This window comes from Mycobacterium lentiflavum (assembly GCF_022374895.2).
Lineage (GTDB): Bacteria > Actinomycetota > Actinomycetes > Mycobacteriales > Mycobacteriaceae > Mycobacterium > Mycobacterium lentiflavum.
On the sequence record NZ_CP092423.2, the window covers coordinates 5,086,151 to 5,103,501 of the forward strand.

At 65.4% G+C, this 17,351-nt stretch carries 20 protein-coding genes; 10 read left to right on the top strand and 10 right to left on the bottom strand.

Translation table 11 applies throughout. The features are described from left to right. Positions 1–6 precede the first annotated feature (6 nt). Entirely contained in the window at positions 7–873 is an 867-nt protein-coding gene (locus MJO58_RS23645) for an alpha/beta fold hydrolase (RefSeq protein ID WP_090606545.1), read from the top strand. 17 nt (positions 874–890) lie between these two features. Here MJO58_RS23645 and MJO58_RS23650 read toward each other — a convergent pair whose 3' ends face one another. Then, entirely contained in the window at positions 891–1,364 is a 474-nt protein-coding gene (locus MJO58_RS23650; RefSeq protein ID WP_239721187.1) for a hypothetical protein, read from the bottom strand. 36 nt (positions 1,365–1,400) lie between these two features. Between MJO58_RS23650 and MJO58_RS23655 the strand changes: the two genes are divergently transcribed. The 9 genes from MJO58_RS23655 to MJO58_RS23695 all read left to right on the top strand — a co-directional run bounded on the left by MJO58_RS23655 (position 1,401) and on the right by MJO58_RS23695 (position 9,347). Continuing rightward, on the top strand, positions 1,401–2,702 hold the full coding sequence (locus MJO58_RS23655; RefSeq protein ID WP_239721188.1) for an NADH-ubiquinone oxidoreductase-F iron-sulfur binding region domain-containing protein: 1,302 nt from the start codon (positions 1,401–1,403) through the stop codon (positions 2,700–2,702). After that, entirely contained in the window at positions 2,699–2,995 is a 297-nt protein-coding gene (locus tag MJO58_RS23660; protein WP_090606554.1) for a ferredoxin, read from the top strand. The genes MJO58_RS23655 and MJO58_RS23660 overlap by 4 nt, the downstream gene beginning before the upstream one ends. Positions 2,996–3,181: 186 nt before the next feature. After that, positions 3,182–3,502 (top strand): hypothetical protein, encoded by a 321-nt coding sequence (locus MJO58_RS23665; RefSeq protein ID WP_090606558.1) that lies wholly within the window; start codon positions 3,182–3,184, stop codon positions 3,500–3,502. 165 nt (positions 3,503–3,667) lie between these two features. Then, positions 3,668–5,293, top strand: coding sequence for a thiolase C-terminal domain-containing protein (locus MJO58_RS23670; RefSeq protein ID WP_239723428.1), 1,626 nt, complete (start codon positions 3,668–3,670; stop codon positions 5,291–5,293). Next, the gene (locus MJO58_RS23675) at positions 5,290–6,180 is read left to right on the top strand and encodes an alpha/beta hydrolase (protein ID WP_239721189.1); all 891 of its coding nucleotides are present in this window, start codon (positions 5,290–5,292) and stop codon (positions 6,178–6,180) included. Before MJO58_RS23670 ends, MJO58_RS23675 begins: the two co-directional genes overlap by 4 nt. Continuing rightward, positions 6,177–6,992 carry an NAD(P)-dependent oxidoreductase gene (locus tag MJO58_RS23680; protein ID WP_239721190.1) on the top strand — a complete coding sequence of 272 codons (816 nt, stop codon included), beginning with the start codon at positions 6,177–6,179 and terminating at the stop codon, positions 6,990–6,992. Before MJO58_RS23675 ends, MJO58_RS23680 begins: the two co-directional genes overlap by 4 nt. Further along, the gene (locus tag MJO58_RS23685) at positions 6,989–7,810 is read left to right on the top strand and encodes an NAD(P)-dependent oxidoreductase (protein WP_259608728.1); all 822 of its coding nucleotides are present in this window, start codon (positions 6,989–6,991) and stop codon (positions 7,808–7,810) included. Before MJO58_RS23680 ends, MJO58_RS23685 begins: the two co-directional genes overlap by 4 nt. Positions 7,811–7,930: 120 nt before the next feature. Beyond that, positions 7,931–9,136, top strand: a complete 1,206-nt coding sequence (locus tag MJO58_RS23690) for a cytochrome P450 (protein WP_090609595.1) — start codon at positions 7,931–7,933, stop codon at positions 9,134–9,136. Positions 9,137–9,146: 10 nt separating this feature from the next. Continuing rightward, positions 9,147–9,347, top strand: a complete 201-nt coding sequence (locus MJO58_RS23695; protein WP_090606577.1) for a ferredoxin — start codon at positions 9,147–9,149, stop codon at positions 9,345–9,347. Between the two features lie 3 nt (positions 9,348–9,350). On the opposite strand, the gene MJO58_RS23700 is transcribed toward MJO58_RS23695, so the two are convergent. The 9 genes from MJO58_RS23700 to MJO58_RS23740 form a co-directional block, all read right to left on the bottom strand. Beyond that, positions 9,351–9,644: a DUF1330 domain-containing protein gene (locus MJO58_RS23700; RefSeq protein ID WP_239721191.1), complete on the bottom strand. Its 294-nt coding sequence runs from the start codon at positions 9,642–9,644 to the stop codon at positions 9,351–9,353. Between the two features lie 30 nt (positions 9,645–9,674). Next, positions 9,675–9,863: a ferredoxin gene (locus MJO58_RS23705; RefSeq protein ID WP_239721192.1), complete on the bottom strand. Its 189-nt coding sequence runs from the start codon at positions 9,861–9,863 to the stop codon at positions 9,675–9,677. Continuing rightward, positions 9,860–11,143 carry a cytochrome P450 gene (locus MJO58_RS23710; RefSeq protein WP_239721193.1) on the bottom strand — a complete coding sequence of 428 codons (1,284 nt, stop codon included), beginning with the start codon at positions 11,141–11,143 and terminating at the stop codon, positions 9,860–9,862. Before MJO58_RS23710 ends, MJO58_RS23705 begins: the two co-directional genes overlap by 4 nt. 167 nt (positions 11,144–11,310) lie before the next feature. Then, positions 11,311–11,826 carry a hypothetical protein gene (locus MJO58_RS23715; protein ID WP_090606586.1) on the bottom strand — a complete coding sequence of 172 codons (516 nt, stop codon included), beginning with the start codon at positions 11,824–11,826 and terminating at the stop codon, positions 11,311–11,313. A 32-nt stretch (positions 11,827–11,858) separates the two neighbouring features. Further along, positions 11,859–12,452, bottom strand: a complete 594-nt coding sequence (locus MJO58_RS23720) for a TetR/AcrR family transcriptional regulator (protein WP_090606589.1) — start codon at positions 12,450–12,452, stop codon at positions 11,859–11,861. A 149-nt stretch (positions 12,453–12,601) separates the two neighbouring features. After that, positions 12,602–13,990 (bottom strand): mercuric reductase, encoded by a 1,389-nt coding sequence (locus MJO58_RS23725; RefSeq protein ID WP_239721194.1) that lies wholly within the window; start codon positions 13,988–13,990, stop codon positions 12,602–12,604. Between the two features lie 160 nt (positions 13,991–14,150). Then, positions 14,151–15,299: a thiolase family protein gene (locus MJO58_RS23730; protein ID WP_090606594.1), complete on the bottom strand. Its 1,149-nt coding sequence runs from the start codon at positions 15,297–15,299 to the stop codon at positions 14,151–14,153. Between the two features lie 4 nt (positions 15,300–15,303). After that, positions 15,304–16,113, bottom strand: a complete 810-nt coding sequence (locus MJO58_RS23735) for an enoyl-CoA hydratase/isomerase family protein (protein ID WP_239721195.1) — start codon at positions 16,111–16,113, stop codon at positions 15,304–15,306. Then, complete coding sequence (locus tag MJO58_RS23740) at positions 16,110–17,276, bottom strand: acyl-CoA dehydrogenase family protein (protein WP_090606599.1); 1,167 nt, start codon at positions 17,274–17,276, stop codon at positions 16,110–16,112. The genes MJO58_RS23735 and MJO58_RS23740 overlap by 4 nt, the downstream gene beginning before the upstream one ends. Positions 17,277–17,351: the final 75 nt, after the last annotated feature.

Genomic DNA, 17,351 nt, shown 5'->3' on the forward strand with positions numbered 1-17,351 from the left:
AATCGCGTGCCATCAATTGAGATCAACGGGGGAAATGTTGTCTACGAAATCCTCGGTGACTCAGGCGATCTCATTGCCCTGACCCCCGGCGGGCGGTTCAGTAAGGAAATCGAAGGTCTGCGTCCACTCGCTGATGCACTTGCCGCGGGCGGCTACCGGGTGCTGCTGTGGGACCGGCCCAACTGCGGGGCGTCCGATGTGCAGTTCTACGGGCAGAGCGAATCGCACATGCGCGCCGAGACCCTGCACAAGCTGGTGACCGGGCTGGGCTTCGAACGGTGCATTCTCGCCGGAGGATCCGGCGGGGCAAGGGATTCCATGCTGACCACGATGCTCTACCCGGAGATGGTCACCAAGCTCGTGGTGTGGAACATCGTCGGCGGCATCTACGGCTCGTTCGTGCTCGGCTCCTTCTACATCATCCCCAGCATCCTCGCGGTGCGCGGCACCGGCATGGATGGCGTGATCAACGTGACCGAGTGGAAAGAGCGCATAGCGGAGAACCCGGCCAATAAGCAGCGGTTCCTCGACTTCGATAAGGACGAGTTCCTCAAGCTCATGCTGCGCTGGCTCAACGCGTTCGTCTCCAAGCCGGGACAGACGATTCCCGGTGTGGAGGACGAAATGTTCGACCGAATAAAGGTTCCCACGTTGATCATCCGTGGCGGCGAGAACGACATGGATCACCCCAAGCGAACGTCGCTGGAAGTCAGCTGCCTGATCAAGGGATCCAAGCTCATCGACCCGCCGTGGCCGGAGGATGCCTGGGAGCGTGCCTCCGAGGACCGCGCGGCGGGCCGGGTGAAGCACTTCAACATGTTCGACACCTGGGTGCAGGCGGCACCCCCGATTCTGGAATTCCTGGGCTCGTAATGGCGTCACACGGTGCATTACCGGGTGTAGATGTGGACCTCGCAGTTGAGCGACGCTTCCAGTGCCGTGTGGATCCGGCTCTCCGGAATACGGTCGAGGTCCGCCTCGCGCAACGTCACGTAAACGATGTCGAACCCGTCGTCGCCTGGCGTACGCACGATGTCACCGGTGAGCCCGAACCCGGACAGCACGCCGTGCGCGTCGTCGTCGGTTCCGCGGCTGACAAAGGTGATCACACCCGGGACGGGCGTATTGCTGAATACCTTGGCGCACAACTCGATTGCGGATTCTTTGGCCATGTCGCCGTTTTCGGCCGCGATGAGCAATTCGACTTCACGGCGACTTTCGGGCATGGACGCGAGGTTGTTCTCGACCACGCCGGCGCCGGCGTGACCCGCGATTTCCAGGAGCGCTGCCATGCCGTCACGTAGCTGCGCCGGCGTCAGCACGCCTTCCGGGTCGACGTTGACACGCACCACCGCAGTTCGCATGGGCGCAAGCCTAACTAAGACGATGGCAGGCCGGCGTTGAACACCACCCAGTCCACGATGATCACCACCGCCACCCTTCCCGGGTTCACACCACGGCTGCTGAACGCCCAAACCGGCAGAGAAGACCTGGCTGCATATCGACAGCTGGGCGGCTACCGTCCGCTCGCCGACGCCGACGCATTGCTCGGCGAAGTCGAAGCCAGCGGACTCGTCGGCCGTGGCGGCGCCGCCTTCCCGCTTGCGGTCAAGTTGCGCACGGTGCGCGACAACGGCCGTCTGATCACCGCTGCACCTGTCGTCATCGCGAATGGTGAAGAGGGAGAACCGGCTTCGGTCAAAGACCGCTGGCTGCTGCGCAACCGCCCGCATCTGGTGCTCGATGGACTGCGGTTGGCCGCGGCCGTGGTGGCCGCGGACCGCGCCTACGTGTATGTGTCCGATCCGGAGTCGGCGCACAGCGTCGAAAGCGCACTCGGCGAGCTCGATTCCGACACTCTCGGTGCCACGGTCCACGTGTTGACCGTGCCGCCCGGATACGTGGCCGGTGAAGAGACCGCCGCGGTTCGGGTGATCAACGGGGGCCCGGCCAAGCCAACCGACAAGCCGCCGCGCCCATTCGAAGCCGGCGTCGATGAGCTGCCCACATTGGTCAGCAATGTCGAGACGCTCGCCAATCTGCCTTACTTACAGGGCAACGGTTCCGCGGCGTTTCGTTCGCAGGGCACGTCGCTGTCGACCGGCACCTTCTTGGCGACGATCACCGGTGGCGGCAAGCCGCCGGTGCTCTACGAACTTCCCCACGGTCTGGCATTCACCGAACTGCTTGCACTGCACGGGATTTCCCCTGAAAGCGTGCGAGGGGCGCTGATGGGTGGGTACTTCGCCGGTCTGCTCAACCCCACGGTGCTGGAGACCACGCTGGACCACGAGACGATGCGGCGCCTCGGCAGCGGCCTGGGCTGCGGTGCGGTCTCGGTGATCACCGACGATTGCCCCGTCGCGGTCGCGGCTGCCGTGCTGGCCTATTTCGACCGCGAGAATGCCGGCCAATGCGGGTCCTGCTTCAACGGGACGGCGGCGATGGCGGCCGCCGCCGGTGCGCTGCGCGACGGCGCCGCAACGAAAGAAGACGTCGACCGGTTGCGCCGCTGGTCGGTGCTGCTGCGCGGGCGCGGCGCCTGCGCCACACTGGATGCCGCCACCAATGTGGCCGCCAGCCTGCTCGATCAGTTCCCGGCCGAAGTGACGGCGCATCTCGACAACACCTGTCCGGATTGCGCCGGTGGCGCGTTCCGCGCCGAACGTCCCTACGAGGCGCAAGCTCTGAGGCAAGCATGAAAATCCGTCTGGACCGCACCATTTGCGACGGCTTCGGAGTTTGCGCCAAATACGCGCCCGGATATTTCTCGCTGGACGACTGGGGCTATGCCGCCCTGATCGGGGACGGCACCGTGGCCGAGGCTGATCGCGACGCCGTGATGCGCGCACTGATGGATTGCCCGGTGCATGCCATCACCGAACTCGGTGAACGCATCTTCCCCGCCGCATCGCTACCGCTCACCGAGGCAGACGATCCGGCCGAGCACCTCAAAACCGAAGAGAACGAAGCCGAGTGGGGCTTCACCCGTTGAACTTTCCCGGCTCTGACTCATAGCCGTCCATGCAACTTACCCGCCGAGATGGAAGCTTCCGCGCGTAGTTCGTCGCGTTCCTCGACGAGCATCTGCCGACCCGCACACTGTTCGACGTGGTCGTGGCGATACGGAATAAGCTGAAACCAGTCGAGGCCAGGAAAGCTCCAAAAAAGGAGGCCCGCCATGGGGTGGTTTGTTCGTCGCCTGACCGCCGTTATTGCGGTCGTTTTCGGGGCAATGGCGGCGGCGGTGATCGGGGCTCCGGGAATCAGCTGGGCGCAGTGCGATGCGAACATGTCGTGGAATCAGGCGACTTTCGAGTGCAAACCGCCGCCGCCGGCGCCCGCGTGGTACGTAGCCCCGCCGGCATACGCGCCATCGTTTGCCGGGCAAGACGTGCCGCCCCCACCGCCGCGGCCGTGGTGGTCACCCAACGATCCGATGTGGAGCGTCGGCTTTCACCAATGGGGTGCCTATTTCAACGGCGTCTGGGTGCCGTACTGACGGCCGGTGGTCGTCGACCCGCCCCCGGACCACGCCGTCTGGAGCACCCGGCTTACCAGTGATAACGTAATTCTCCGATTCGTATAACGGTCCTACCGAAATGGCCGTTCGGCTCGCGGAGGTGACGTGTCAGCAGCACCGGGCCGCCCATTGCCCCTGGTCACGATGGAGAACGAGTTTTTCTGGACCTCGGGTGCCGACGGAAAGCTACGGCTGCAGGAATGTAAGGCCTGCAAATCCCTGATCCATCCGCCTGCGCCGGTATGTCGTTATTGCCGGTCGTTGGATATCGGGGTGCGCGCGGTTTCCGGCCAGGCGACGCTGGCCGGCTTCACCATCAACGAGCGGTTCAGCCTGCCCGGGCTGGTCGCGCCCTACGTGATCGCGCAGGTGGCGATCGCCGAAGACCCGCGGGTGCGATTGACCACCAACATCGTGGACTGCGAGCCGGATCAGCTCGAACTCGGTCAACAGGTCGAGGTCGTCTTCGAGCAGGTCGAGGACGTGTGGTTTCCACTGTTTCGACCGATCCCCGACGCCGGGCCCGCGCCGCTGCCGGTCGACGAGATCGCACCGGAACGCTTCGGCGACTACGTGCGCCCGATGCTCACCACCGACAAGTTCGAAGACAAGGTCGCGTTGACCGGGATCGGCATGTCATCGATCGGCCGGCGGCTGATGCAACCGCCGCTGGCACTGACAGTCCAGGCGTGCGAGGCCGCGATCGCCGACGCCGGCCTGAGCTACGCCGACATCGACGGTCTGTCCACCTACCCCGGCGCGATGAACGTCGGCGGGTTCGGGGAGGGCGGCACCACCGCTCTCGAGGGCGCGCTGGGCATTCGGCCGACGTGGCACAACGGCGCGATGGAAACGTTCGGCCCGGGCGGCTCGGTGATCGCCGCGATGCTCGCGGTCGCCGGTGGGCTGGCGCGTCACGTGCTCTGCTTCCGGACGCTATGGGAAGCCACCAACGGCGAACTGATGAAGCAGGGCAAGATCGCCCCGCCTCATGGATCAGCGGGCCGGATGTCCGGCTGGCAGATGCCATTTGGCGCCACCTCCGCAGCGCACACGTTGGCCATGAACGCGCAGCGCCACTTCCAGCGATACGGCACCACCAAAGAAACGCTGGGCTGGATCGCGTTGAACCAGCGCGCCAACGCCGAACTCAACCCGACGGCCATCTACCGAACCCCGATGACGATGGACGACTATCTCAACGCGCGGCCCATCACCACGCCGTTCGGCCTCTACGACTGCGACGTGCCGTGCGACGGCGCGATCGCCGTGATCGTCTCCGCCGTCGATGCGGCTCGCGATCTGGCCAAGCCCCCGGTCTTGGTCGAGGCGGTCGGGACGCAGATCGTCGAGCGACTCGACTGGGATCAGAGCACGCTGACCCACGAGCCGCAGGTGCTGGGCCAGGCGGCCCATGTGTGGACGCGCACCTCGCTGCGGCCCGCCGACGTCGACGTCGCCGAGCTGTACGACGGTTTTTCGTTCAACTGCCTGTCCTGGATCGAGGCGCTGGGCTTCTGCGGAATCGGTGAGGCCAAGGAGTTCCTGGACGGCGGCAAGAACATCGCCCGCGACGGCCAGCTGCCGCTCAACACGCACGGCGGCCAACTCTCGCACGGCCGCACCCACGGCATGGGATTGCTACACGAGGCGATCACCCAGCTGCGCGGCGAGGCCGGTGACCGCCAGGTCGCCGAGGCCCGGGTCGGCGTGGTCAGCAGCGGCGGCCTCACTCCCAGCGGCGTGCTCCTGCTGCGGGCCGACACATGAGCGATGCCGCGCCGACTCCGCGACCCCGGCTGGTGATCGTCGACGGGGTGCCGATGTCGGCGGTGGTCGCCGAAGTCCCTGACCCCAAGGCGGTGATCGTGGCCATCCACGGCGGCGGCACCACCGCGGTCTATTTCGACTGCCCCGGCCATCCGTCGTATTCGTTCCTCCGCACCGGCGCGGCAGCGGGATTCACCGTGGTGGCGCTCGACCGGCCCGGCTACGGCAGTTCGGCGCCCTACCCCGAGGCGATGGCCGAGGGCGACCAGCGCGTCAACCTGGCATACGGTGCGGTGCAGCGCATTATCGGCGAACGACCAAGCGGCGCAGGTCTGTTCGTGATGGGCCATTCGGGCGGCTGCGAGCTGACGATGCGGATGGCCGCCGACGCGCGCGGCGTCGATCTGCTCGGCATCGAATTGGCCGGCACCGGCCGCCACTATCACCCCGCGGCCAAGGAGATACTCAAGACGGCGACGCGAGAACGCCGCCCGTCGGGCATGCGCGACCTGTTGTGGAGCCCCGAGGCGCTGTATCCCCCCGAGGTCCTCGGCGGGGCGACGGTGTCACCATCGGCACCGTCGTATGAGGACCAGATGGTGTCGGACTGGGCCCGTCAAACCTTCCCAACGCTGGCCCCCGCCGTGCGGGTGCCGGTGCACTTCAGTATCGCCGAGCACGAAAAAGTCTGGCAGACCGACGATTCCGCGGTGCAGGAGATCATCTCGATGTTCTCCGGTGTACCGCGCTTCACCGTGCACCGGCAACCAAACGCGGGTCATAACATCAGCCTCGGCCACTCCGCCCCGCAATACCACGCGAAGGTCCTCGGGTTCGCCGACGACTGTGTGGCCGCGCGTTCAGCGGACGAAGAGGCCGCCGGATGAGAGTTGGATTCATCGGATTGGGCAGCCAGGGCGGCCCCATGGCCCGGCGGATCGTCGAGGGCGGCTTCGCGACCACGCTGTGGGCGCGCCGGCCCGCATCGGTGGAGCCGTTCGCCGACACCTCGGCGGAAATCGCGTCGTCACCGGCCGAACTCGCCGCCGGCAGCGATCTGGTCTGCCTCTGCGTGGTTGGCGAGGCCGACATCGAGGAAGTCGCCACCGGTGAACAGGGCCTGCTCGCGGGCCTCAAGCCGGGCACTGTGATCGCGGTGCACAGCACCGTGCACCCCAACACCTGCAGGTCACTCGCGAAAAAGGTTGGCAGTAGAGGTGTTTCGGTGATCGACGCCCCGGTCAGCGGCGGCGGTCCGGCCGCCGCCGAGGGACGTTTGATGGTGATGGTCGGCGGTGAAACCGACGCCGTAGAGCGCTGCCGTCCCGTCTTCGAAACCTATGGCGATCCCGTCGTCCACCTCGGCGAACTGGGCACTGGCCAAACCACCAAGCTGCTCAACAACCTGCTGTTCACCGCGAACCTGGGAACCGCGGCCACCGCCCTTTCGCTGGCGCAGTCCCTCGGCGTCGCACCGGAGCGGCTCGTCGAAGTCGTCTCGCGCAGCAGCGGAAACAGCTTCGCGCTCAATGTCATCGGCGGAAGCGGCGGCCTGGACCGGCTGGCCGGCTTGGCTGGCACGTTGCTGCAGAAGGACGTGCGGCTGATCGTCGACCTCGCCGAGGCGGCCGCCGCGCGCGGGGGCGCCGTCCTCGATGCGGCCGACGCCGCGCTGACACTGATGGATCACCCGAGGTGAAAGTCGGGTTCGTCGGAGCCGGACGGATGGGCCGTCCGATGGTGGCGCGTCTCGCGGCGGCCGGCCACGACGTCGGGGTGTTGGTCCGTGACGCGACGGATGACGTCAAGCGCCACGATCTCGAGCAGCTGGGCGCAACCGTGGTAAACGAGGTGACCGACCTCGCCGCGCCGGCCGATGTGGTGCTGGCATGCGTGTTCACCGACGAGCAGGTGCGCCAGGTCTGCCTGGACAGCCCGCTGCTGTCGGACATGCCGGCGGGCTCGATCCTGGTGGTGCACACCACGACCAGCCCGCAAACAATCGAGGCCATTGCGGCCCAGGCGGGCCATGTCGAGGTCGTCGATGCGCCGGTCAGCGGCGGCCCGCCCGACATCGCGGCGGGCACCCTCACGCTGTTCGTCGGCGGCACCGATGACATCGTGGCCCGGCTGCAAACGGTATTGGGCTGCTACGGCGACCCGGTGCTGCAGGTCGGCCCGCGCGGCGCCGGTCAGGCGGTGAAGCTGGTCAACAATGCACTGTTCGCCGGGCACATCGGACTGCTCGCGGAGTCAATCCGGCTGGGCGAGCGCCTGGGCGTTCCGGAATCGACGCTGCTGGGCGCATTGCCGCAGGGCAGCGCCACCAGCCGGGTGCTGGACCTGGTGGCAGCAACCGGCTCGATCGCGGGCTTCGTCGAGGTGGCCGGGGAATTCGTAAGAAAAGACGTGACCGTCGTGCGCGACATCGCCGCAGACCTGGGTAGCGACCTGGGTAGCGACTTCCATGCCCTCGACGACATCATCGAAGTCCTCAATGTCGGCGGAAACGTTTGACATGTCGACACTTCGGTTCTTCCCGGTTCGCGATGAAAGCGCTACCGTTAGCGTTACAGTCAGGCATTTAATCGTAACGGTTCCAGCCCGCCCCAACCCTCGCCGCTGAGGAGCATGTCAGTGACAAAACCGAAAGTTCTCTTTGATCCGTACTCCGACGAGTTTTACAACAATCCGTTCGAAATCTATGCGCGGATGCGCGAGGATGCGCCGTTGTACTACGACGAGAAAGAGGACTTCTACGCACTGACCCGCCACGTTGACGTAGCGGCGGCTTTCAAAGACTTCGAGACGTACTCCTCGGCGCGCGGCTGCGACCTGGCGATGGTGCGTCGGGGTGTCTCGCCCGAGCAGCGGTCGATCATCTTCATGGACCCGCCGGACCACCGCCACATGCGCAGCCTGCTCAACAAGGCGTTCACGCCTCGGGCCGTCCAATCGCAGCGCGAAACGATCATCGAGGTGATCGACAAGTACCTGGGCGCCTGCGACCCGGAGAATTTCGACGTGGTGCAGGACTTCTCCGGGCCGTTCCCGGTGGAGGTCATCACCCGGATGGCCGGCGTGCCAGAGGAATACCGCCAGCAGGTGCGGCACTGGATCGACACCAGCCTGCATCACGAACCCGGACAGATCGAGGTCAGCGAGGCCGGAATGCAGGCCAACATCGAGACCGCGATGTATTACTACGGTCTGATTCAAGAGCGGCGCGCGGACCCGCAGGACGACATGATCAGCAGGTTGATCGCGGCCGAGATCCCCACCGACGACGGTCAGCCCCGCAAACTCGACGATATCGAGATCTGTGGTTTCGCAACCCTGCTGGGCGGCGCCGGCGCCGAGACCGTCACCAAACTGATGGGCAACGCGGCGGTCATCTTCGCCCGCCACCCCGATCAGTGGCAGAAGCTGCAGGACGACCGCGAGAAGATCCCGGGGGCAGTCGAAGAGTTATTGCGCTACGAGGGGCCGGTGCAATACAACGTCCGCTACACCCTCAAAGAGGCACACGTCAGCGGCGGCGTGATTCCCCCCTTCAAGCCGGTATTCCTATGCGGAGCCTCGGCCAACCGCGACAGCGATGCTTTCACCGACGCCGACACGTTCGACATCGAGCGCGACCAGACCGAGGCGCAACATCTCGGCTTGGGATACGGCATTCACAGCTGCCTAGGTGCCGCTTTGGCCCGCTTGGAAAGCAGGATCGCGCTGGAGCGACTGCTGGACTTCATGCCGCGCTACGAGGTGGACTGGTCGGGGTGCAAGCGGGTAACCATGCAAAACGTTGCGGGCTGGAAGAGCGTGCCCGTCAAAGTCCTTCGATAAGGGGGCAACGATGACGAGGAAAATCGAGGTCGATTGGGGACTCTGCGAGAGCAACGGTGTCTGCATGGGCATCAACCCCGACATCTTTGAACTCGGTGATGACGACATGCTGACCGTTCACACCGAAGAAGTCACCCCGGAGAACGAGGCGGACGTGCGCGAGGCTGTCCGTCAATGCCCTCGGCAGGCAATCGCGATCGTCGGAGAGTAGCGGTCAGAATCCGGAGAGGATGACCGCGTTACAGTCGGCGGCTGCCTGGCGCAGTTTGGCAGCCTGCTGGTAGCCCTCGGATTCGTACCAGGCACGGGCGGCCTCGACGGATTCGAACTCCAGCAGGACGGTCTGGTCGCCGTGCCAGTCGCCCTCGATGACTTTGGGCGCGGGGTCCACCGCGAGAATGGTGGCGCCGCTCATCGCCGAGCCGACAGCCTTGCCGTAGGCCTTCATGCCCTCTGGGTCCTTGATGGCCTCGGTGAGGATGACGTACCCTTTTGGCCCGTTAGACACTGCGATCTCCTTATCCGCCGGTGTATTTCGTTACTTCTCGCTGATAGCCTGCTCGGGGCAGCACTCGATGGCTTCCTGAGTAGCGGCTTCCAATTCCGTTGGGACATCGGAATCTATCGCTTCTGCGTAACCGTCTTCGGTCAGGCTGAACACGTCCGGACAAAGCGTGAGGCACATACCGTGGCCGCGACAGCGTTGGTCGTCTACCCAAATTTTCATGCCAGCGTGAACTCCAAATGCAATTCAGTCAGGCCACGCAGAATGTAGGTCGGAACATATTGGTAGCGGCGGTCATTCGCCGGCCCGTGCATCTGTTCATTGATCCTGATGTCGGTCGTGCGATCCAGCAGCCGCTCGATCGCCACGCGGGTTTCGGCCCTCGCCAACGGCGCACCCGGGCAGCTGTGGATACCGCGTCCGAACGAGATGTGCTGGCGGGCGTTCTTGCGGGCCGGATCGAATGTGGTGGGATCTTCGAACCGGCGCGGGTCGCGGTTGGCCGCCGCCTGCACGATCATCACGGTGGTGCCGGCCGGCAGGTCGACCCCGCCGACATTGACGGGCCGCCGGTTCATCCGGAAGTCGCCCTTGACCGGGCTCTCGTGGCGAAGCGACTCCTCGATGAAGTTGGGCAGCAGGCTGCGGTCCTTGCGCAACCGCGCCTGGATGTCGGGGCGCTCGCCGAGTGTCTGCAACGCCGCACCCAGCAGCCGAACCGTGGTCTCCTGGCCCGCGGAGAAGACGTTCGCGGCAACCCGCGCGACGTCTTCGACCTCCGGTGTGGAGCCGTCGGGGAAGGTGGCGGTCGCCAGGCCGGTCAGCACGTCGTCGCGAGGGCTCTGTCGGCGGTCGCGAACATAGTCGGAGAAGAGGCCGTACAGGAATTCCAGCGGGCTGTGTGACAGCGATTCCTTTCCGGTGCCGCCAATGCCGCCACCCGCGTGCTCGGCGATGCCCTTGACGAATTTGTCGCGATCCTCCATGGGCACACCCAGCAGGTCGGCGATCACCAGCAGGGTGAACGGGCCGGCAAAGCCCCTGATCCATTCGCCGTGCCCGGGTGCCAGAAAGTCGTCGAGGGCCTGGTCGGCGAGCGCCCACATCGCGTCCTCGTTCTCCTTGAGGCGCTTGGGGGTGATCAGCCGCATCAGCAGCGAGCGGTGGTTGGTGTGGGTCGGCGGATCAAGGGTGGGCAGCTGGTCGCTGAACGGCAGCTCGTCGCGATGCTTTTCGATCAGGTCGGTGATGTCGCTGTCTTCGAGACCCTCCAGGCTTACCGGGAAACCGGGAAATGGGCCGGTCACCGAGATGCACGAGGACCAGGTGTCCGCATCGTTCAGCACGGCACAGGCCTCGTCCCAGCCGGTGACCATCGCGACCCCGTGGTGCGGTTCGCGGGCCACCGGACACTGCTCGCGCAGCGACTCGTAATAGGGGTACGGGTCCGCGATGAGCTCTTTGCCTCGGAAGAAGTCCATCTTGGAGAAGTCGTTCGTCATCTTGCTCCGTTCGAATCTCAGCAGTGAGAATGAGCCTCTCAGAGATGAGTATTAGATTTCCACACGGCGTGATCGTCGTCAACGACGGGTGCCGCTAAGCGGTCTGGGACTGGTCGACGACGTGGCGGAATCCCCCCGCAAGTCCGGCCGGACCGGCGCCTCAGGATTTAGCCGGCCGGGACCAGATCGGCAGCCACCGACGGACAGGCCAGCAGCCCGCTGCGGAAGTTCTCGGTGTGACCGATCGAGTATTCAGGCATCGCCGCGGCGGCCAGCGCCTTGGCCTTGAACGTCTGGGCGGCCATGCTCAGCCGGTGTTGCACCAGGCCAACGCTGCCATCGAGCTCCGCGGGCCAGGTGTCACCCCACAGCGTCACCTCGGTGACGCCGTGATCGAGGGCCTGCAAGACGCCCTGGCGCACCCGCGAATCGCAACCCAACAGATCGGCCGCGGCCGCCAGCGCCTGCGGCCGGGGACGGTCGTCGACCGACTCCAGCGTGCGGTCGAGGTCAAGGGTGCGAACCCCGATGATCTGCAGCGGCCGAAGATCGGAATGGTCGGCCAGGTCGGTGAGCAAGACGGTGACGTCCCACCCGGCCATCGATCGGTCGAACAGCCATCCCCCGGCGAACCGCACCACGTCGACCACGCTGGAGGCGACGACGTCGAGCCGGTACCTCATGTCGTGTTCAATGGCTTTTTCGGTCAGCTTTTCTAAGGCGTGAAGTCCCGCGCCAGAGTCTCGGCGTACTGCTTGAACACCTCGGTCAGAGGGATCGAAGGATCGAGCAACCATGTGGTTTCCATTCCGTGGACGAAGGCAAGTATCTCCACTGCCTTGATGGTGGGGTCTATGTCTGCGCGGTAACGGCCGTCGGCCTGACCGGTGCGGATGAGATCGGCGACGATGTCGACGGCTTGCCGGTGCCGGTCGAGCATCCGGTCGTGCAACGGGGCATCGGGAAGGATGTTCTCGACCAGCAGCACCGTGAACGTGCCGACCAGTTCGGGCGCGCGGTGGAATCGATCGGCGACCGCGGAGATCTGGGCCATCAGGTCGCCGGCGCGGTCGGCGTGCGAATCGTCGTCCTGATCGCGGGCGTCCAGGACCGCGTGCAGCAGCTGTTCCTTGGACTCGAAGTGATGCAGCAGCCCCGCGGGAGTGACACCGGCCTCGCCGGCGATCTGGGCCAGCGTGGTGTTGCGCCAGCCATTGCGAATGAGCAGCCGCTGCGCGACCGTGAGGATTCGCTGCTTGCGGTCCTCACCTTTGGCGAGAAGCGTGTCGTAACGCCGTGCGTCGGGCACCGGGCTCCTTTGACCGATTGGCGGACTGAACCAACCTCCTGAACACACAGTAGGTTAGTTCTTGGCGCCGCACTTGTCCAGGTAAAACGTGGTGCGGACCGAGTCGGGAGAGGCCGGCTATCACGCCCTGGCGGGCCGAGGGCACCGTGCTACAGCGCGGCGAACAACAGGTTGAGCGATTCAGCCATGGTGGGGTGGGTGAAGATAGTGTCACGCACCTCGGTGTAGGGCACCTTGCCCCGCATGGCCATCTGGACGACCGACATTATCTCGCCGGCCGAGTGACAGAACAGGGAACAGCCCAGAATCTGTCCCGTCTCGCGCTCGACGACGGCCTTGAGTACGCCTTTGGTCTCCCCGGCGGTGTTGGCGCGTGGGATCTTCGCGGCAGTCAGTGACGCCACGGCGATCTGATACCCCTGCGCCAGGGCCTGTTCCTCGGTGAGCCCTACGCGGCCTAGTTCGGGGTCGATGAACAGTGTGTATGGCATCAGACGTCCGGCCGTGGTACGCCCGGCGCCGTCCAGGACGTTGGCCAACAGGATCCGGTAGTCATCCCAGGACGCGTGAGTGAACAGCGGCCCACCGTTGCAGTCACCGATCGCGTAGACGTTCTCGGCGGTGGTCTCAAGCCGGTCGTTGACGACGATTGCCCCTTGAGGGCTTAGCTCAACGCCGGCGGCGTCCAAACCCAGCCCGGCGGTGTTCAGTGTGCGTCCGACCGCCACCAGAAGATGGCTGCACTGCAGCGTGTCCCTCCGCGCGTTGCGGGAGTAGGTCAGTTCGATGCCCGTAGCCGCCGCGGTGACGAAATCGGTTTCGGCGTCATCGAGGAACTCGATGCCGTCCTCCTGCAACACCTTTCGGACCTCGTCGGCGATATCGGGATCCTCCCGAGGAAGAAACCGAGTACCCCGCTGCACCACCACGACCTCGCTGCCCAACCGACGGAACATCTGGGCGAATTCCAAGGCGATGTAGCCGGCACCGATGATGGCCAGCCGGGTGGGCAACTCCGCCAACTCCATAATCGATGTGCTTGTCAGGTAGGGCACCGTCGCCAGCCCAGGGATCGGCGGGATCGTCGTGCTGCTGCCGGTGTTGATGTAGACACGGCCGCCCCGGACGAGGCTTGCCGAACCGTCCTCGGCGGAGACCTCGATCGTCCTCGGGCCGACGAACTTCCCGGTCCCGAAGAGGAACGTCATATTGGGGGTGCCGGTGAACAGCTTCCAGTGGGCGTCGACCATCCCTTTGACCACACTGCGTTTGCGATCGACGACCCCGGCGATGCTCGGACCGGCGGGCGGCACGTCCACACCGAATTCGGCTGCCCGGCTGGCGAGTTCGATCAGCTTGGCGCTGGCCACCATGGTCTTGGTGGGTATGCAGGCGACGTTGATGCACGTTCCGCCGATCTGGGCCTGTTCGATCAGGGCGACGTGGTGGCCGGCATTGCCCAGGGCCACGGCCAGTGACTTACCGCCCTTGCCCCCGCCGAGCACGACATGATCGAAGTCAGCGATTTGGTCAGTCACGTGGCGAGTTTAATCGCCGCAGCGGCGACTCGCGTTGCGAAGGATCCAACTTTGGGTGGAGCCTCACTACCGGAAAACAAGCAGCTAGGTGCGTTTACCGACTCGACAGCGTCCAGGCACCGGGCCTTCATGAAGGCGTCTGGTTGCCGACGGGAGCCACTCAGTCGAGCAGTTCAACCAGGGTGGCGTTGGCCGTGCCGCCGCCCTCGCACATGGTCTGCAGCCCGTAGCGAATGCCGTTGTCGCGCATGTGGTGCGCCAATCGGGTCATCAGCACCGCCCCAGACGCGCCCAGCGGGTGGCCCAGCGCGATGGCGCCGCCCAGCGGATTGACCAGGCTGGGGTCGGCCCCGGTCTCGGCGATCCAGGCCAGCGGGACCGGCGCGAAGGCCTCGTTGACCTCGAACGCACCGACTTCTGATAGCGAGACGCCGGCTTTGGTCAGCACCTTTTCGGTCGCCGGGATCGGCCCGGTGAGCATGAGCACCGGGTCCGCTCCCGTGACGGCCCCGGCTCGATAACGCACGAGGGGCGTCAACCCCAGATTCAGTGCCATTTCCGACGTCATCACCAGTAGCGCCGCGGCGCCATCGGAGATCTGCGAGGAATTGCCGGCGTGAATTACCCCGTCTTCGGCGAACGCGGGCTTGAGCGAGGCCAGTTTCTCGACGCTGGTCCCCCGCCGAATCCCCTCGTCGGCGTTGACGATCGACCCGTCCTCGACGAAGACCGGGACGATCTGCTCGGTGAACGCGTTGCCGTCCTGGGCAGTCGCGGCGCGCTCGTGCGACTGCGCGGAGTATTCGTCGAGTTGGGTGCGCGAGAAGCCCCACTTCTTGGCGATCATCTCCGCGGACAGACCCTGGTTGAAGGAGAAGTCGTCATAGCGGGCAAGGACTTTCGGGCCGTAGGGCATGCCGGTCGCCCGGGCCGAACCCAGCGGAACGCGGCTCATGACCTCGACGCCCCCTGCCACGACGACGTCTTGCTGGCCCGACATCACTGCCTGCACCGCGAAGTCCAGCGCCTGCTGACTGGAACCGCAGGCCCGGTTGACGGTGGTTCCGGGGATGCTCTCGGGCCAGCCGGCGGCCAGTACCGCGTAGCGCCCGATGTTGCTGGACTGATCGCCGACCTGAGACACGCATCCCCAGATCACGTCGTCGACGATGTCGGGCCCCATGCCGGCACGCTCGAGCAGTTCGTTGAGAACGACCGCGGACAGGTCGGCGGCGTGCATGCCGGACAGTCCGCCGTTTCGCTTCCCGACCGCCGTTCGCACCGCCTCTACGATGACCGTCTCGCGCATACCCCTACTCCTCTGTGTCAGGTTTCGACAGGGCCCAACGCCCAGTAAACGACGGCTCTCGCCGCTCTGCGAACGCGGCATAGGCGGCCGCCGCGTCCGTCGTCGCGAAATTGCCGATCTGCGCGCGCGCCTCGTTGGCCAGCGCGTCGCGCATGGTGCTGCTGGCGCCGTCGTTCAGCAGTGCCTTGGTCTGCGCGAGGGCGAACGGCGGACCGGCCGCGAGCCGGCCGGCGAGGCCGTCGACAAAGGCATCCACCTCCGCGGCGGGCACCACCCAGGTCACCAGGTTCATCGCGAATGCCTGTGCGGCGTCGATGGTTTCGGCCAGCAACGCGAGCCGCTTCGCCTGCTGCAGGCCGACGATTTTCGGCAGCAGCCAGGACCCGCCGAGGTCGATCGACAGACCGCGTTTCGAAAAGATTTGGGAGAACGTCGATTCCGGGGTCGCGACGACAAAATCGCAGCCCAGCGCCAGATTCCAACCGGCGCCCACCGCGACGCCGGTGACCTTGGCGACCGCCGGGATCGGCAGTTCGTGCAGCGCCAGCGCCACGTCGGTCAGGCGCTGCAGCTTGTATCGCGGATGCAGGTCGTCGGGGACCCCAATGTCGGCGCCCGAGCAGAAGCTGCCGCCGGAGCCGGTGAGCACCAGCGCACGCACGCGACGGTCACGGCCCGCGGCGTGCAGGGCGTCGCGCAGCGCAACCCACAATTCGGGATTGATCGCATTCTTGCGGCGCGGTCGGTTAAGCGTCAGGGTGCGCACCCCGTCGCTGTCCTCCGACAGCAGGACGGGTTCTTCGGTGGACGTCAATAGCTCCTCGGCAATTTCAGGACGTTAGCACCCAGGAAGTTCAGGATCATCTCCTGGCTGACCGGAGCGATCTTCATCAGCCGGGACTCACGGAAGTAGCGGGTGATGTGGTATTCCTCGGCGTAGCCCATGCCGCCGTGGGTTTGCAACGCCCGGTCGGCGGCGGTGAAGCCCGCATCGGCGCAGAGATATTTTGCGGTATTCGCTTCGCGCCCACAGGGTTTGCCGTTGTCGTACAGCCAGGTGGCCTTGCGCAGCATCAGTTCGGCGGCGTCGAGGCGGGCAAGCGAATCCGCGAGCGGGAACTGCAGGCCCTGGTTCATGCCGATCGGCCGGCCGAAGACCTCACGCTCGTTGCCGTACTTCACCGCTTTTTCCAGCGCCACCCGGCCGATGCCGAGCGCCTCGGCCGCGATCAGCATCCGCTCGGGATTCAGGCCATCGAGGATGTACTGAAATCCCTTGCCCTCCTCGCCGACTCGGTCCTCGATCGGTACTTCTAGGTTGTCGATGAACAACTCGTTGGAGCTGACGGCGTTGCGGCCCATCTTACGGATCGGGCGGACGTCGACGCGTCGGCGATCAAGATCGGTGAGAAACAGCGTCATCCCGTCGGTCTTCTTGGTGACCTCGTCATAACTCTGGGTGCGGGTCAGCAACAGGATCTTGGACGATTCCATCGCCTTGGAGATCCACACCTTGCGGCCATTGACGACGTACTTGTCGCCGTCGCGCTTAGCGAACGTGGTGATGCGCGAAGTATCGAGTCCAGCACCGGGTTCGGTCACACCGAAGCAGACGTGCACCTCGCCCGTCGCCACCGACGGCAGGGTGCGCGCCTTGAGGTCGTCCGAACCGTGCACCACGACGGGTTGCATGCCGAAGATGGACAGGTGGATCGCACTGGCCGCGTTCATCGCACCGCCGGCCTTGGCCACCTCCTCGAGCAGGATGGTCGCCTCGGTGATTCCGAGTCCGTGGCCGCCGAACTCGGTCGGGATCGTCATACCGAGCCAGCCGCCGTCGGCTATCGCCTTGTAGAACTCGGTCGGAAACTCGTGCGCGAGATCCTTTTCCATCCAGTACTGGTCGTCGAACTTGCGCGCGAGCTCAGCGACCGACTTGCGGATCAGCTCCTGGTCATCGGTCAGCTCAAAATTCATCCCGCTCACAGGCGCCTCCTTGTTTGGCGCGAGCAGTCCCCCGCCAAGGTGTCCCCAGCGCACTCGCATGATCAC